The sequence below is a fragment of the Bradyrhizobium manausense genome, from assembly GCF_018131105.1.
Taxonomy (GTDB): domain Bacteria; phylum Pseudomonadota; class Alphaproteobacteria; order Rhizobiales; family Xanthobacteraceae; genus Bradyrhizobium; species Bradyrhizobium manausense_B.
Genome location: NZ_JAFCJI010000008.1, coordinates 1 through 17321, shown reverse-complemented (window position 1 = coordinate 17321; position 17321 = coordinate 1). Strand labels below are relative to the sequence as shown.

The 17321-nt window shown below is 62.6% G+C and carries 4 protein-coding genes and 1 pseudogene; 2 read left to right on the top strand and 3 right to left on the bottom strand.

From position 1 onward, the window contains the following. Positions 1-4: 4 nt before the first annotated feature. Together JQ631_RS30960 and JQ631_RS30955 are read right to left on the bottom strand one after the other, a co-directional pair. On the bottom strand, positions 5-1039 hold the full coding sequence (locus tag JQ631_RS30960; protein WP_249161335.1) for a TAXI family TRAP transporter solute-binding subunit: 1035 nt from the start codon (positions 1037-1039) through the stop codon (positions 5-7). A gap of 77 nt (positions 1040-1116) precedes the next feature. After that, a complete protein-coding gene (locus JQ631_RS30955) occupies positions 1117-3024 on the bottom strand; it encodes a coiled-coil domain-containing protein (RefSeq protein WP_212333503.1) in 1908 nt (635 codons plus the stop codon). A gap of 567 nt (positions 3025-3591) precedes the next feature. Between JQ631_RS30955 and JQ631_RS30950 the strand changes: the two genes are divergently transcribed. Next, positions 3592-5868 carry a multicopper oxidase family protein gene (locus JQ631_RS30950; protein ID WP_212333500.1) on the top strand — a complete coding sequence of 759 codons (2277 nt, stop codon included), beginning with the start codon at positions 3592-3594 and terminating at the stop codon, positions 5866-5868. A 201-nt stretch (positions 5869-6069) separates the two neighbouring features. Here the strand turns inward: JQ631_RS30950 and JQ631_RS30945 are convergent. Beyond that, a pseudogene (locus JQ631_RS30945) lies at positions 6070-6357 on the bottom strand (helix-turn-helix domain-containing protein); the annotation flags it as partial. Between the two features lie 497 nt (positions 6358-6854). Here JQ631_RS30945 and JQ631_RS30940 point away from each other — a divergent pair. Next, a partial coding sequence (locus JQ631_RS30940) for a peroxidase family protein (RefSeq protein ID WP_283841839.1) occupies positions 6855-17321 on the top strand: 10467 nt, incomplete at its 3' end.

The following is a 17321-nucleotide window of genomic DNA, read 5'->3' as shown; positions in this document are numbered from 1 at the left end:
GTTCTCATCGCGATGCCCGCGGTGAACGCGCCTCACGATTCAGCCACTCCTGTGCCGCCGGAAAGCGGGTGAGGCCCGGAACCGTCGCAGCCAGATTGATCGACTTCCATTTCGGGTCGAACCCCGGCACCTGCAGTCTATCGATGCGCGAAAACAGCATGTCGACGAAGCGGGCAACACGATCGTAACGGTCGGTTTTCGGAGGCCAGTTAAACGCGACGAGCGCAGTCGGCACCGCTATCGTCGAGACACGCTCGCCTTGTTTGATCAGGGCAGGGTATTCGCCCGCCTCCAGCACCGCTGGAAGATAGTAGTCCTCGAATTTGCTTTCGTATTTTACCGGAAGGAACTTGAAGCCGGGTTCCCAGCGTCCCTTCACGAAGGCATCAACAGGCTTCGACGTGATGAAGACGACAGCGGCGATTTCGCCTTTTCGCATCTGTTCGAGCGCGAGCTGATGCGGGATGAAGGTTTTTTCTGCATTGATGCCGAGACGGCTGAAGATCAGCGGTCCCGAATATGCCGCGGCCGTGCCCTGACTGTTGAAATTGACCTTCTTGCCGGCGAGGTCCTGCAGGCTCTCGATCTCGGGACGGACAAAGACATGCAGCTCTGACGGGAACAGATTGAGCACATATGTGATCCGGCGCCGGATCTCCGGGACCTGAATCGAGTACTCTTCGAGCGCGTCGGAATTGATGATTGCCGTATCGACGCCACGCAAGTACAGCAGCGCGTTTACGTTTTCGGTGGCCCCCCGGGTGACGATCGGCAGAACATGCAGGTTGGGACCGTCATCGACGACGCGCGCCATCTCCGCTGCGAGGCGGAGGGGAGCACCTTCGATCAGGCCGCCGGCAAGTCCGACGGTCCAGGCGTTCATCTTTTCCTTTTCATCGGAATGCGCGGAGATGCCGCGGACGGCCGGAGCGGCCTCACGTTTGGCGGACTGCGCGCACACATCTGCCGATGCAAGGATCAGGATGGCGGGCGTCAGCGCGGCGAATAGCAGCGCGCGCGGATTTGACATGCTGTTCATCTCCATCCCTCTTTCTGTACGCCGATGGCAGTCCATCAGCCCGTGCCGGCGATACGTGAATACAAGCCTGATCCCGCTCACCGGCTCAGCGCGTCGAGCCGGTCCTTCGCCTCCCGAATGCCACCGGTTTGGGCCTTCTCGTAATGCTCGCGCGCCTTCGTCGTCTCGCCGCGCGTTCCGTAGGTGCCCCATGCAGACAGGACGGCGGGGTCATATGTCTCCGCGAGCATGAAGCTTGCCCGTACGTTACCGCTCTCGGAGGCCCGTTCGAGCACGATCCGCGCTGCACCGATATTGCCCTGCCCAATCAGCGCGCCGGCGCGCGCGAGCAACTTGGCCGATTCCGTATCACCTTGCTCTGGGGCCGCCGTTGGCGATTCCGCCGTGGCCGGCTTCACGGCTTGCGTGTTGGGGACGGCTTGACGTTCCGTCGGATTGCCATCCGAGCGCCCGTCCGTCGCGCGGCGCTCGGACACGTGATCCCGCATGATCGTCTCGATCCTGTCGCGCTCTTGCCTGAGGGACAGCCGCAGTTCCGCGGCAGTGACTTCCGCAGCCTGCTTTTGCTGCAGAGCCTCATCGATTGCCTTTTGTGATTGCGCTGCGCGGGTCTCGCTTTCGCGGTGATTTCCCTCAAGCTCGTTCACCAGCGCAACGCTCCGCGCCTGTGACTCTTCGAGTGCGCGCCGCTGTTGCTCGACGGCCACCGCCATCGCTTGAGCTGCCTCGGCTTCCTGCATCGAGGCGGCCGTCTTCTCCTGGTTTCGCTGCACGACGTCTCGCAGTTCCAGGATTGTGCCCTCCGCCGCCTGCTTCTGCTGCAGGACCTCATCGAGAGCCTTTTGCGACTGCGTGGCACGGGCCTCGGCTGCTTCCAGCGCGAGCCGCTGTTGCTCGGCGGCCGCCGTGATCGCTTGCGCAGCGTTGGCTTCCTGCATCAAGACGGTCGTCTTCTGCTGCTCCCGCTGCAGGCTTATTCGCAGGTCCTCGACAGTGCTCTCCGCGGCCTGCTTCTGCTGCACGGCCTCATCGAGAGCCTTTTGTGCCTGGGTGGCTCGGGTCCCACTTTCGCTGCGGATACCGGCAAGCTCGCTCGCGAGCGCAGCGGTACGCGCCTGCGCCGCTTCGAGTGCAAGCTGCTGTTGCTCGGCGGCCGCTATCATCGCTTGCGCAGCCTTGGCATCCTTCATCAAGGCGGCGGTCTTCTCTTGCTCCTGCTGCAGGCTTGCGCGCATTGCCGCAACGGTGTTCTCAGCCGCCAGCTTCTGCTGCATGGCTTCGTCGAGCGCCTTTTGCGATTGAGCTGCCCAGCTCTCGACTTCGCGGTGGTTTTCCGAAAGCTCTTTTGCAAGCGCAACGGCACGCGCCTGTGCCTCCTCGAGCGCGAGCCGCTGAGCGTCGGCGGCCACCGTCATCGCTTGCGCAGCCTTGGCTTCCTGCATCAACGCGGTCGTCTTCTGTTGCTCCTGCTGCAAGGATTGTCGCAGTTCCGCGACGGATAGCTCGGCTGCCAGCTTCTGCTGAATGGCTTCATCGAAAGCACTTCGGGCGGGCTCGCGGTCGACGGTCTGACGCCCTTGCGCCATGCTCGCGGCCGGCTGTTCGCGCCCGGCGGCGGTCTCCCGTGCGGGAGCCTCCGCTTCGAGCGAGGGCGCGCTCCGTGCCTGATCCGCCTGCACATCAGGCCCGTCGGACCGTGTCTCCTTCAGGGAGGCTCCGGCCTCCGGGATGGACACGATCTGCTGCGCCGGGACCGCTTGCGAAACGTCGGCCGGCGCGACGGCTCGATCGGCCAAGGCTGGCTGGTCGGTAATCGCGTTGCCCTTCCTCAAATCCTGTTTCGTCAGCCCACTCTCATTTTCGGCCAGGCGGGAATTCCGAGGAACGGCATGCTGGGTCAGATAGTCGGCGATCTCGACGCTGAAATGCGTAACGACGAGCGCTGCCGCAACGAGGACCACGGGGATCGATGAGGCAACCAGCAACGATCTATCGGGCGCCGCGTACAAGTCGCTTCCTGATGGGTTATCGGGCAACGCGGCCTCCCAACACACAAAGCTTGTGACGCCTACGGCAGGACCACGAGGCAGCCTGTCGCGTGAGCCCCGGTAGGGCCGCAGTTGCCCGAGCCGAGGCGTCGCCAGACTACAGCGTGTTTTGCCTGTCGACTACAGTAAACCTAATACAGGAAGTTCCGTCGGCCGATATCCGTGATGATGCGGCGCCAGTTCCCCGTCCGGAGCGTTCGACGCCAGACTCTGCCGCGAGCCGCGTTGGCCGCGATCGACACTGCAGTCGGTTCGACCAGAAGGTCGCCTGCCGCTCAATGTCGCAGGCATCGCCATCTATATTGAGTTTGCTGGATGAAGGCCGTACTTTCGGAGCGCTTGAGATGTTCGCCGACATCTTGATCGATTGCTTCAAAATTATTGTTTTCTCCGGCGAAGTGAATTCTCGGTCATCAGCGCATCACGCGCCACGCGGAAAGCCGTCCGCCTTATTTGGCGGCAGGGAGATTTGCCGCGTCCGCCGACGTTCAAAAGGGAAGAGAGATGTATATCTCGCCCAAGGCATCGCTCGCGCGTCAACGCGAAGCGCAGAAGGCGCGTGACAATCGCGCAGAGATCGTGAAAGCCCTGTCGCAGGGACAGATCAGCCGGCGCGACCTCTTCAAATGGGGAATATACTCCGCCACCGGCGCGCTGGCACTCAAGAACGGCCTTAGCCCTCTTGCCCGAAGCGCATATGCCGCTGTCCCGACCGGGGCGCCCAGGAGCTATCTCTACGGTCAGGCGAAATACAGTTGCATGATGCCGCGGCTGGACGTTCAAAGGCCGATTCCGCTGACGCGCGACCCGATGACGCGCAATGCCATCTTTCCGGCAAGCTATGGCGAGCGCCCTGCAAAACGCCTCTCCTATCACACCGATTTCACGGCCAATCCGACCGATGATCAATTCCGGAATCTTGTGTCGGGGAGGGGGCCTGTCGAGGGGCGTCCCCCGGGAGAAGTCTTTGCGCATCAGCGCTGGGACGAATTCTTCCCGAAAGCCGGCTACGTCATGTCGCTGGGGTCGGTCTCGGCCGGCTGCCGTTTCCACCCCGCCTTTACCGACCAATATTCGAACAGCGTCTGGTGCTACGGCGCCGGTCGATATGTAACAGGAAGGATGCCGCCACCCCTTATCAAGGCGCGCTATGGCGAACCCATCCTGACCCGCATCTATAACAATCTCCCGTTGGTGCGCGGTGCCAATGAGGGTTTCGGCATCAATGAGACCCAGGTTCACTTTCACAACGCTCACAACGGCGCCGAGAGCGACGGGGCCGCGAATGTGCACCATTTCCCGGGCACGTTTTACGACTATCGCTGGAGCACGACACTTGCCCGCCGCGACAAGATCAACACGCAGGCGACGGACCGCAGGGCTTCCGGTCCTGACGGCAATGGCGGATTGATCAACGTTCCCGGCGATTTTCGCGAGCTGCAGGGGACACTATGGTTTCACGACCATCGCTTTTTTTTCACCGCAGAGAATGTCTACAAGGGCAATTACGGCGCCGTGAACATGTACAGCGGCCCGGATCGGGGAAACGAGGCGCTTGCCGACGGGGTCAACCTCCGCCTTCCCAGTGGCAGCCTGCTGGACTGGGGCAACCTCGACTTCGACGTCAACCTCATCGTGTCCGATGCGGCAATGCGTCAGGACGGGCAGCTGTTTTTCGATATCTTCAACACGGACGGCTTCCTCGGTGACGTCCCGCTCGTCAATTCGGCTTACGCACCGTATTTCGAGGTCCTGCCGCGCAAGTACCGGTTCCGCATTCTCAATGCCTCCATGTCGCGATTCTGGAAGTTGGGGCTCGTCAATTCGACGGGGACGGCGGTGCCTTTCCAGTTCATCGCGAACGACGGCAATTTCGTCGTGAACCCGATCACGCTGACGAGCCTTGATCATCAGGGGCCAGCCGAGCGCTACGATATCATCGTCGACTTTTCCAGGTTCAGGCCGGGTGATCGCGTGACCCTGGTGAACATGCTGCAGATGCGCCCTGACGGACGGGGACCGCAGCGCGACCTCTCGTTGGCGCAAGCGCTGGCCGGTGATCCGCTCGATCCCTGCATCGGAGGAATTTTACAGTTCAACGTCGTCGGCTCGGTGAACAGCGTGGATATGCCGGGCCATGTTCATTCCTCGACGACTCCGGATCGCAGCGTCGTTCCCCTGACGCTGACCCAGCAAATCCCGATTGTTGCACCCGTACGGACGCGGCTCGTCGAATTCGGCCGGTCAGGCAGTGGCAATTCCCGCAACGCTGCAGGTCAATGCACGCCTGATTGTTCAGAGACCGCATCGTTCCCATGGACCGTAAGGGTCAATGGACAGGACTCGCATTCAATGAACGCGAACCGAGTCTCGCTGCTGATCCCGAAGCCCGGGGAGGTCGAACACTGGACTTATGTCAATGGCGGTGGCGGCTGGGACCATCCGATCCACCTCCATTTCGAAGAGGGCGTGACTATCAATCGCGGCACCGACCCAATTCCCGCAACCGAAAAGCTCGTCAGGAAGGACGTCTGGCGACTACGGACCATCGGCCAGCGGCAGGTCACGTTCCAGGTCCAGTTCGGAGAGTATGGCGGGTCATACGTCAATCATTGCCACAACACGGTGCATGAAGATTTTGCGATGCTCATGCGCATTCAACTTCTCACGGGCGTGCCCGGCTCACCCCAGACAGCAATCACGCCCACACCGAATCCGACGCCGGATGGTGTCGTCTGGACAACTCCGGAGATACTGCCCGAGGGGGATCCGAGAGACTAACGCTTAGCAGCCGTCGGCGGAAAATTTCGAGAGCTGCACCGCGCAGCGGAGGCGGGTCTAGCGAGACTCGCTGTGGCTGCACTCGGTCGTTTCTTCCTCTTTGCCATCGCCGCGTCGCAGGGACGCGATGAGCGCCGACAGCCATGCGGGTCCCTTTGGGGAGCGCTCCTGCGACCGCTGCGATGGATCGGAGACAGGTTCGAACAGGATCCCGAACGTGATGGGATCGTAGTAAGACATCAGCCTGTGGACGAATTCCCTCGGTTGAACCTCGAGCGCCTTGGCCCACACCAGATATCGGTCCGGCGGGACGCGCCCGCGCCCGCCTTCGATTGCAGAGATGAATGTGAAATATCTGGTGCCGACCAGCGAGGCCAGGTCACGCTGCGACAGGCCGCGCAGTTCACGCAGATCGCGCAGCCATCGTCCCGCTTCGCTCCGCAATTCTTGCTTGGTCTTTACGTCTGTCCGCTCAGCAGGAGTGTCCATTCGCATTCTCGGGTGCGAGGAAAGCACGCAGGGAGCAAAACGCGACGCCACACCATCCACCCCCGTGAAATCATCCGCCGGGATGTCATAGCCGCTTGTTTTATCCGACCGCCCATGAGGCTGTCGGGGCGCAGGTCGCATTCAAGCCGCGACGTCGAAGGCTGTCATGGCTTGATCGTTCGCTTGGTGATCTCCATGCGACTAGTCCTTCAGTTAACCGGCATCATGCCCGCAGAAAGACTACGGGCAGATCGTGCAGACCGCGGTCATCGATGATTTGCAGCGAACGAGCATGCCGCCGATTGGCAGCCACTCGATCGAACGTGAATCTGCTTCTCAACAACTCGCTTTGATTGCCTGCCGCGCGCAATCGGACAGAACGTCGCTGCGCGCGACTGCCGCACGTATGCGATCTCATTCACGTGGTATTAACTTCACTGTACGGAAAGCGCAGATCCGTTTCTGAAGCAGATCCATTTCTGAAAAAGGGGTTTCCCATGGCTGTTCAGTTTATTCGCTCCGACCTCGAATTCATTCTTGCGCAGATTCTTTACGCAGAGCGCGATGCCCACGGAGAGGACCTTCTGAACATCCTGCCGAACGTTCAGGTTCCCTGGGGGCTTCGAACGGTCGACGGTTCGTACAACAATCTTGTCTTCAACGAGAATCTCGGAATCGATCAGACACAGTTTGGTGCGGCGGACACGACTTTCCCACGGCTGTTGACGCCCGTGTTCCGGGCCGCCGAGGGGCTCCCTCCCGACTTCTTCGGACCCGGCAGCCCGGCCGGTCCGGCCACGACCTATGCGCAGACCAGCGGCAACGTCGTCGACTCCCAGCCGCGTATCATCTCCAACCTGATCGTCGATCAAACGAACAACAACCCCGCCGCAGTCGCCGCCGCAGCAGGTACGTCTGGGGCCGGACTCGTCGCCAGTCCGGGGCTGGACGGCATCTTCGGCACCGCCGACGACACGCTGGTCAACTTCATTCCCAACGTCACGCCCGACGCCGGCCTGTCCGCGCCGTTCAACGCCTGGTTCACGTTCTTCGGGCAGTTCTTCGACCACGGCCTCGATCTCGTGACCAAGGGCGGCCATGACTTCGTCTTCATCCCGCTGCAACCCGATGATCCGCTTTACATTCCGGGCAGCCCGACCAATTTCATGATCGAGACGCGTGCGACGGGTCAACCCGGCCCGGACGGGGTGCTCGGCACGGCCGACGACATCCATGAGCACGAGAACACGACGACAGCATTCGTCGACCAGAATCAGACCTACACCTCGCATCCATCGCACCAGGTCTTCCTCCGCGAATATCATCTGCTTGCAGTCGATCCGGATGGACCCTCGGGGCCCGGGCTCGAGAGCATTCGCCCGTTCACGACCGGCAACCTGTTGACCAATCGCAATCTTGGCGGCGATGGACATTTCGGCACCGCCGATGACGTCGAGATCGGCGGCATGTCGACTTGGGCCGTGTTGAAGGCGCAGGCACGTGACGTGCTCGGCATCAAGCTCACGGACATGGATTTCGACAACGTGCCGCTGCTGGCGACCGACGCCTACGGCAATTTCATTCCCGGAGCGCATGGCTATCCGCAAGTCGTGATGAAGGGGCCCGACGGAATCGCCGGTACGGCCGACGATTTCCTGGTGGAAGGCAATCCGGCGGCGCCGATTGATCTCACCGACGCCGTCCGCACGGGTCATCAGTTTCTGATCGATGTTGCTCACTCTGCCAAGCCGGTAGACGACTTCGGAGCTCCGCTGACTGCAGATGATGACAGCATCGTCAACACCGGCCCCCAGCCGGCAGGCACCTATGACAACGAGCTGCTCGACGCGCACTACATCGCCGGCGACGGGCGTGTGAACGAGAATATCGGCCTGACGGCCGTGCACGCCATCTTCCACGCCGAGCACAACCGGTTGGTCGAGCACACCAAGGAGGTGGCGCTCGCGTCGAACGACGTCGCGTTCCTGAATCAGTGGCTGCTGATGCCGGTCGTGGCCGTGCCGACAACGCAGGCCGAAATCGATGCGCTGGTATGGAATGGCGACAGGCTATTCCAGGCGGCGCGGTTTGGTACGGAGATGCAATACCAGCATCTCGTCTTCGAAGAATTCGCCCGCACCGTCCAGCCCAACGTCGACGAATTCCTCGCACCTAATGGGTACGATACCACGATCGACCCGGCGATCTTCGCCGAGTTCGCGCATACGGTCTATCGCTTCGGTCATTCGATGCTGACCGAGACAGTCGATCGCTTCGACGCCGACTTCAACGTCGTTGGCGACCCGAACGCCGCCGATCCGGACCAGCAGCTCGGCCTGATCGCGGCCTTCCTCAATCCGCTTGCCTACGCCCAAAGCGGCCTCACGCCGGAGGAAGCGACCGGCGCCATCGTGCGCGGCGTCACGCGGACCGTCGGCAACGAAATCGACGAGTTCATCACGCAGGCCCTCCGTAACAACCTCCTGGGCACGCCTCTTGATCTCGCAGTGCTCAATATCGCGCGCGGCCGCGATACCGGCATTCCGTCACTCAATGCGGCACGCGCTGAATTCTACCAGATGTCGGGCGACGAGAACGTCAAGCCCTATATCAGCTGGGCCGATTTCCTGGGGCATCTGAGGCATCCGGAATCGCTGGTCAATTTCATCGCGGCCTATGGCACCCACGAGACGATCACATCCGCCACGACCCTGGCCGACAAGCGCGCAGCGGCGAGTCTGCTGGTGTTCGGCGATGGCGACGATTCGGACGGCGTGACGATCAACGGAGTCGATTACTCTGATCGCTTTGACTTCCTGCACGGCACGGGCGCCTGGGCAAACAGCGGTAGCCATACCAAGGATCTCGACGGCGTCACGACGACCGGCCTCGGCTCGATCGATTTCTGGGTCGGCGGCCTGGCGGAACGGCAGATGCCCTTCGGCGGCCTGCTCGGCTCGAGTTTCAATTTCGTCTTCGAGACGCAGATGGAGAACCTGCAGAACGGCGACCGCTTCTACTATCTGTCGCGCACCGCGGGACTGCATTTCGGTGCCGAACTCGAGGCCAATTCCTTTGCCAAGCTGGTGATGGCCAACACGGACGTCACGCATCTGCCGGATGCGATCTTCACCACGCCCACGTGGACCCTTGAGGTCGATCAATCGAAGCAGTTCACGGGTCTTGGGATCGGCGGACACGACGACCCGACCGGCGGAATCACAATCTTCGGCCAGGAAGTTCAGGGCCTCGTCGTGCGCGACAATCCGGCAACGACGGGATCAGACACGAACTTTCTCAGATACAACGGCGCCGACCATGTCGTGCTCGGCGGCACCGCCGGCAACGACATCATCATCTCGAGCGAGGGCGACGACACGCTGTACGGCGACGGCGGCAACGACAGGCTGGAAGGCGGCTACGGGAACGACACGATTCTTGGTGGCGACGGCGACGACATCATCACGGACCTCGGCGGCGACGACGTGCTCCAGGGCGGCGCCGGCAACGACGTCATCCACGCCGGCAACATGATGGCGGCGGGTCTCGGCAACATCATTCTCGGTGGCGATGGCAAGGATTTCATCATCACCTATGAGGATATCTCGACCACATTCGGCGGGCAGGGCGACGACTTCATCTACAGCGCCAAGGTAAGTCTGCCGCCCACCGGCAACGAGGGCGACGATTGGATCGAGTGGGGCACGCAGGACGGCGCGCCCGGCGACAATTTTGCGCCATTCCTGGCCGACAACGTCATCGGCAACGACATCTTCGTCGGTGGCGGCGGTTTTGACGAAATGATCGGTGAGGGCGGCGACGACATCTTCGTGGGCAGCGATGCCCAGGACAAGATGGACGGCATGTCCGGCTTCGACTGGGTCACCTACAAGAACGATCCGTTCGGCGTCACGGCCGACCTCGGACTTGCGATCTTCGGTGGCGTCGGCGAGATCGGCGATCACATCGCGCTTCCCTTCGCGGCCTCGCCGAGTTCGATCCTCGACCGCTTTGCCGAGGTCGAGGGCCTGTCGGGCACGAAGTACACGGACATTCTGCGCGGCGATGACGTCGACGCGGTCACGATCCTCAATCATGGCGGCGCCACGGGCGGGGCTCTGACCAATGTCGGTTTGATCGACGGTCTCCAGGAGCTTCTCGGTGCCGGAGCGACCGGATTTGCCACGGGCAACATCATCCTCGGCGGCGGCGGTGGCGACATCCTCGAAGGCCGCGGCGGCGACGATCTGATCGACGGCGACAAGTGGCTCAACGTTCGCATCAGCGTGCGCCAGAACGCCGACGGGAGCGGCCCGGAAATCGCGTCCTTCGACAGCATGGCGGACATGTTCACGCTCATGCTGAACGGGACCTACAACCCCGGCCAGCTGGTGGCCGTGCGCGAGATCAAGGACGGCGGCTTCGGATTCGACACCGCCGTATTCTCGGGCAATCTCGGCGACTACAGCATTCTGTTCAACGATGCCGGCACTCCGGACGACTTCAACGACGACATCGTTACCGTGATTGATAGCGTTGCCGGCAGGGACGGAAGCGATCGCCTCACCCACGTCGAACGGCTGCAGTTCGCCGATTTCTCCTTCAATCTCAGGCCTGAACTCAATCAGGACCCGGTCGGACAGCTTGCCATCCTCGATGCCGGCACGGGCCTTCCCCTCGATCTGAACACGCCGACCGAGGGGCAACTTCTCAGAGTCTCCAGCGCGGACATTACCGACGGCGATAATCCGGGCGGTACCATCACGGGCCAGATCTCCTATATTTGGCAGGTCGAGCGCGATACAGGCTCGGGCGTGTTCGAAGACATCATTATCCTTCCGGGCGGCGATCTCGCGTTCCAGAGCGCGAACGGCACGACGTTCCGCGTCACGCCCGATCTGGCCGGGCTCGCGCTTCGGGTGAAGGGCGTCTACATGGACGCGCACGGCGTACCCGAGATCGTCTTCTCGCCACAGACCGCGCTGGTGATCGACGTTCCCGATGCACCGCCTGCGGCGGTGACAGCCCCCGGCCCGGACGTGACGGCGGGTGGCGAGGGGATCCACTTCATCCGGTCCGACCTCGAGTTCATCCTCAGGCAGATCAAGGTCGCCGAGGCCCACGCCGACGGCGCAGATCTGATGTCGCTGGTCCCGAACGTCCGCGCGGCGATCGGCCTTCGCACGGTCGATGGCTCGTTCAACAATTTGATCGATCTCAACGGCATCAACAACACCGAGTTCGGCGCGGCCGACAATCTGTTCCCGCGCGCAACGGACCCGTCGTTCCGCAACGAGAACGACGGTGACAGCATGTTCCTCTTCCCGGGGCCGGGGGGTACCGTCACGAACAACGACTACGGCGCGGCCGGTAACGTAGCGGACAGCGATCCGCGCACGATCTCGAACCTGATCGTGGATCAGACCGCCAACAATCCCGTTGCTTATGCTACGGCCTATGATCCCGGAGCGAACGGCCATCTCGACTTCGGTGCCGTCGGCAGCGACGACGTTCTCAAGGACGGTGTCCACATCGTCACCAGCCCAGGCATCGACGGACAGTTCGGCACCGCGGACGATCGCGAGGTCTTCTTCTTCGAGAACGTAGCGCCCGATGCCGGGCTCACCGCGCCATTCAACGCGTGGATGACCTTCTTCGGCCAGTTCTTCGATCACGGTCTCGATCTCGTGACCAAGGGCGGCAACGGCACCATCTTCATTCCGCTAGAGCCGGACGATCCACTCTATAATCCCGCGAGTCCACAGACCAATTTCATGGTCCTCACCCGCGCCACAGTGTTCCACGGCCCGGGCGCTGACGGGGTCGTCGGCACCGCCGACGATACCATCGAGAATCAGAACACGACCTCGCCATTCGTCGACCAGAACCAGACGTACTCCTCGCATCCCTCGCACCAGGTCTTCCTGCGCGCCTACGCGATGGGTGATGACGACAAGCCTCACGCCACCGGACGCCTGATCACCAATCGCGATCTCGGTGCGGATGGCAAGTTCGGTACCGCTGACGACGTCGAAATCGGCGGCATGGCAACCTGGAAGGTCGTGAAGGCACAAGCGCGCGACCTGCTCGGCATCGATCTCACCGACAGGGATTTCGACAACGTTCCGCTGCTCGCGACCGATGCCTACGGCAATTTCATCCCCGGCGCGAACGGCTTCGTGCAGGTCGTGATGAAGGGGGCCGACGGCATCGCGGGTACCGCCGATGACGTTCTGGTCGAGGGCGATCCCTCCGCCAATGGCGGGCTCGGAATCAGCCTTACGAATGCCGCTCGCACCGGTCACGCGTTCCTGAACGACATCGCGCACTCCGCGGTGCCGGTCAACGACTTCGGTGCTCCGCTCGTCGCGGACGGTGATGACATAATCAACACCGGCCCGCAGCCTGCGGGCACCTATGACAACGAGCTGCTCGACGCCCACTACATCGCCGGCGACGGCCGCGTGAACGAAAACATCGGGCTGACCGCGGTTCACGCCATCTTCCATTCCGAGCATAACCGCCTTGCCCAGCAGACCATGGACACCGTTCTGCTGACGCAGGACATGGCGTTCCTGAACGAGTGGCTGCGGGTCCCGGTCACCACATTCCCGACGTCTCCGGCCGACGTCGCGCTCCTCCAATGGGACGGCGAACGGCTGTTCCAGGCGGCGAAGTTCGGCACCGAGATGCAGTACCAGCATCTGGTGTTCGAGGAGTTCGCGCGCACCATCCAGCCGAACGTCGATGCGTTCTTCGCGCCGACCCAGGTGTATGACGTCAACCTCGACGCCTCGATCGTCGCCGAGTTCGCCCACACCGTCTATCGGTTCGGTCACTCGATGCTGACGGAAACGGTCGACCGCTACGACGCCGACTTCAATGTGGTCGGCGATCCGAATTCGGCCGATCCGGACCAGCAACTCGGTTTGATCGCGGCATTCCTCAATCCGCTGGCCTATGCGGCGAGCGGAGCGGATCCGGAGGAGGCGACCAGCGCCATCGTGCGCGGCGTCACCCGCCAGGTCGGCAACGAGATCGACGAGTTCGTCACCGAAGCGCTGCGCAACAACCTGCTCGGTCTTCCGCTCGATCTGCCAGCGATCAACATCGCGCGCGGCCGCGATGCTGGGATTCCGACGCTGAACGACGTTCGCGCCCAGATCTACGAGCAGAGTGGCGAGAGTCAGCTCAAGCCCTATGCGAGCTGGGCCGACTTCATGCAGTATCTGAAGCATCCGGAGTCGCTGATCAACTTCATTGCGGCCTATGGCACCCACGCGGCCATCACGTCGTCCACGACGATGGCCGACAAGCGAGCGGCAGCGATCCTGCTGGTTCTCGGAGATGGAAGCGACGCCGATGGTACGCTCATCAATGGCGTGACCTACACGGATCGTCTGGACTTCCTGAACAGCACTGGGGCTTGGACGAACGGCAACGCGGCTCACGCCAAGGATCTGGATGGCGTGACCACCACGGGGCTCGGCAATGTCGATCTCTGGATCGGCGGCCTCGCCGAGGAGATCATGCCGTTCGGCGGCATGCTCGGCTCGACCTTCAATTTCATCTTCGAGAACCAGCTCGAAAAGCTCCAGGACGGCGACCGCTTCTACTATCTGGAGCGAACGGCCGGTCTCGCCTTCAATGCCGAGCTGGAAGGCAATTCATTCGCCAAGCTCATCATGGCGAACACGAATGCGACGCATCTTCCGGCGCTGGTGTTTTCGACGCCGACCTGGATCCTCGAGACCGATCAGTCCAAGCAGTTTACCGGACTGGGCGCCAATGGTCGCGACGACCCCCTCGGAGACGGTCCGGCGGCTGCCCTGCATCCGCTCGTCATTCGTGACGATCCGCATACGGCCGGGCCCGACTCGCATTACCTGCAGTACACGGGCGAAGACCATGTCGTGCTCGGCGGCACGTCTGAGAACGACACGCTGATCAGCAGCGAGGGCGACGACACCATCTGGGGCGACGCCGGTAACGACCGAATGGACGGCGGCTACGGCAACGATCAGCTCCGGGGCGGCGCCGGTGACGACATCATCACCGACCTCGGTGGCGACGACAATATCCAGGGCGGCGACGGCAACGACGTCATTCATGGCGGCAACGGCATCAATCTCATCATCGGCGGCTTCGGCAGCGACTTCATCGTCACCGGTGAGGATGCCAACGAGTCGTTCGGCGGCGCGGGTAACGACTTTATCTTCGGTACCAAGGCCGACGAACAGAACATGGGCAATGAGGGCGACGACTGGATCGAGCACGGCACGTCCGACGGCGCCCCCGGCGACAATTTCGATCCGCTCGGAAACGATCCGATCATCGGAAACGACGTCTATATCGGCAGCGGCGAGAACGACAAGTTCAACGCCGAAGGCGGTGACGACATCATGGTCGGCAGCCTCGGCGTTGGCGATCGCTACATCGGCGCGTCCGGCTTCGACTGGGCAACGTTCAAGGACGACGCGGTCGGCGTGACGATCGACCTGACCGACCGTTTCTTCGATCAGCCTCTGGTCCCCGGGTCGGGAGCGTCGATCCTGGCGAGGTTCGATGCCGTTGAAGGCCTTTCGGGCTCGGCGCATAGCGACGTCCTGCAGGGCGACGACGCGGACGCGGCGGCGATCGCCGGTGCGGGCGCGCAAGGCAGCGTGCTCACCAACTTCGCACTGATCGACGGCTTGGAGACTCTGCTGGGCGACACCATCAGCGAGTCCAGCGGTGTCCGCTTCTTCGATGCGGGCAACGTGATCCTGGGCGGCGACGGCAGCGACATCATCGAAGGGCGCGGCGGTAACGACGTCATCGACGGCGACGCCTGGCTCAATGTGCGCATCAGCGTCCGCGAGAAGGTGGACGCCAACGGAAACGGCGTACTGGATGAGATCGCCACCTTCGACAGCATGGAGCCGATGATCCCGCATATGCTGAGCGGTGAGTGGAATCCGGGTCAGCTCCAGATCGTGCGTGAGATCAAGTACTCGGCCGCGGCGAACTTCGATACGGCCGTGTTCTCCGGGGCTCTCGCGAACTACAGCTTCACCGTGAACGGTGTTGCGGTGACCGCTGCCGCCCTGGCCGGGATTGCGCTCGGTTCGACCGTCACGGTGACCGATAATGTCGGTGGCGACGGAACCGATACGCTGACCCATATCGAGCGGCTGCAGTTCTCGGACCAGTCGATCGTTATGAACGGCTTGAACCACAGTCCTGCGGGCACCTTCACCATTGGCGGAGCCGCGACCGAAGATCAGCCGCTGACGGTGTCGCTCGCCGGCATCACGGACGCCGACAACCCTGGTACCGGCGCGATCACCGGTGCCGTGGCCTATTTCTGGCAAGTGGAAACCGTTCCGGACAGCGGCGTCTACGATGACCTGCTGACGGACTTCACGGCGGGCGAAGTCGCTCGGGTGACCGGCCCGACCTTCACGCCGGGTGATGCAGAGGTCGGCCTCCGTCTGCGGGTCCGCGCACTCTATCAGGATGCGAACGGCGTGATCGAGCAAGTGTTCTCGGAGCCGACAGCACCGATCACAAACGTCAACGACCTGCCGGCGGGCACGCTCGCCATCAGCGAAGCGACCCCCACGGAAGGCGATCTCCTGACGGTGGCCAACCTGATCACGGATGCGGACGGCCTGACCACGGCTGTCTTCACCTATCAATGGCAGCAATCGCCTGACGGTTCGACCTGGACCGACATTGCCGGCGCAGTCACGACCAGCTTCACGCCGGGCAATGCCCAGGCCGACATGATGCTGCGCGTCGTGGCCAGCTATACCGATGATCTCGGGACGGCCGAGACGTTCTTCGGTGCGGCGACGGCGCCGGTCATCAATCTGCCGGGGCCGCCGCTCGGGTTGTCCATCAGCAACATGTTCGTGTTCGAGAATATTGCCGCGGGGGTGCCGATTGCCGCGGTTACGGTCGATGACGATCCCGGCGACACGCACACATTCATCGTGTCCGATCCGCGGTTCGAGATCGTCAGCGGCTCGTTGCGACTTGCGGCCGGCGCGCGGCTCGACGACAGCGACGTCGGCATGCTCGGCTTGACCGTCAATGTGACCGACAATGACGGCAACTCTGTCGACTTCCCGATCGGTCTGGTCGTGCTGAACGTCAACGAGGCGCCCGATGCGATTGCGCTGAGCAACGCGGCGGTGGCGGAGAATGCCGCCGGTGCGGCGATCGGGACTGTCAGCGTCTACGATCAGGATCTCGGCGACGTGCAGGCGATCACGGTCTCCGACGCCCGGTTCGAGGTGGTCGGCGGCGTTCTGAAGCTGAAGGCAGGCATCTCGCTCGATGCCGAGGCCGGGCAGTCCGTGTTCCTGACCGTCACGGCGACCGACCAGGAGGGCCTGTCGAAGACCACGAGGTTTACGATCCTGGTGCAGGACGTGGCCGACAGCGCGGCAACACAAACCGGGACGGCCGCGGGCAACACGCTGGCTGGCGGCGCCGGAGACGACGTGCTCCTCGGCCTTGGCGGCAACGACCTGCTGACCGGCGGTGCCGGCAACGATCGGCTGGACGGCGGTACGGGTGCGGATTCGATGACCGGCGGGACCGGCAACGACATCTTCATCGTCGACAATATCGGCGATGCGGTGGTCGAACTGGCCGGCCAGGGCAACGACACGGTTCAGACCAGCCTGACCAGCTATACGCTCGGCAACAATGTCGAGAACCTGATCTTCACAGGGACGGCCGCGTTCACCGGCAACGGCAACGAGCTCGACAACGTGATTGCCGGCGGTGCGGGTAACGATAACCTCAACGGCAACGCCGGCGACGATACGCTGATCGGCAATGCCGGCAACGACACGCTCAACGGTGGTGACGGCAATGATGCGCTGTATGGCGGTGCCGGCAACGACACGCTCAATGGTGCAGCCGGCAGCGACATCCTCGAAGGTGGCGACGGCGACGACACGCTGAGCGGC

What these genes read in the sequence shown, in the direction of transcription:
- JQ631_RS30960 (WP_249161335.1), bottom strand. Translation starts at nt 1,039, where the DNA reads ATGAACAGCATGTCAAATCCGCGCGCGCTGCTATTCGCCGCGCTGACG.
- JQ631_RS30950 (WP_212333500.1), top strand. Translation starts at nt 3,592, where the DNA reads ATGTATATCTCGCCCAAGGCATCGCTCGCGCGTCAACGCGAAGCGCAG.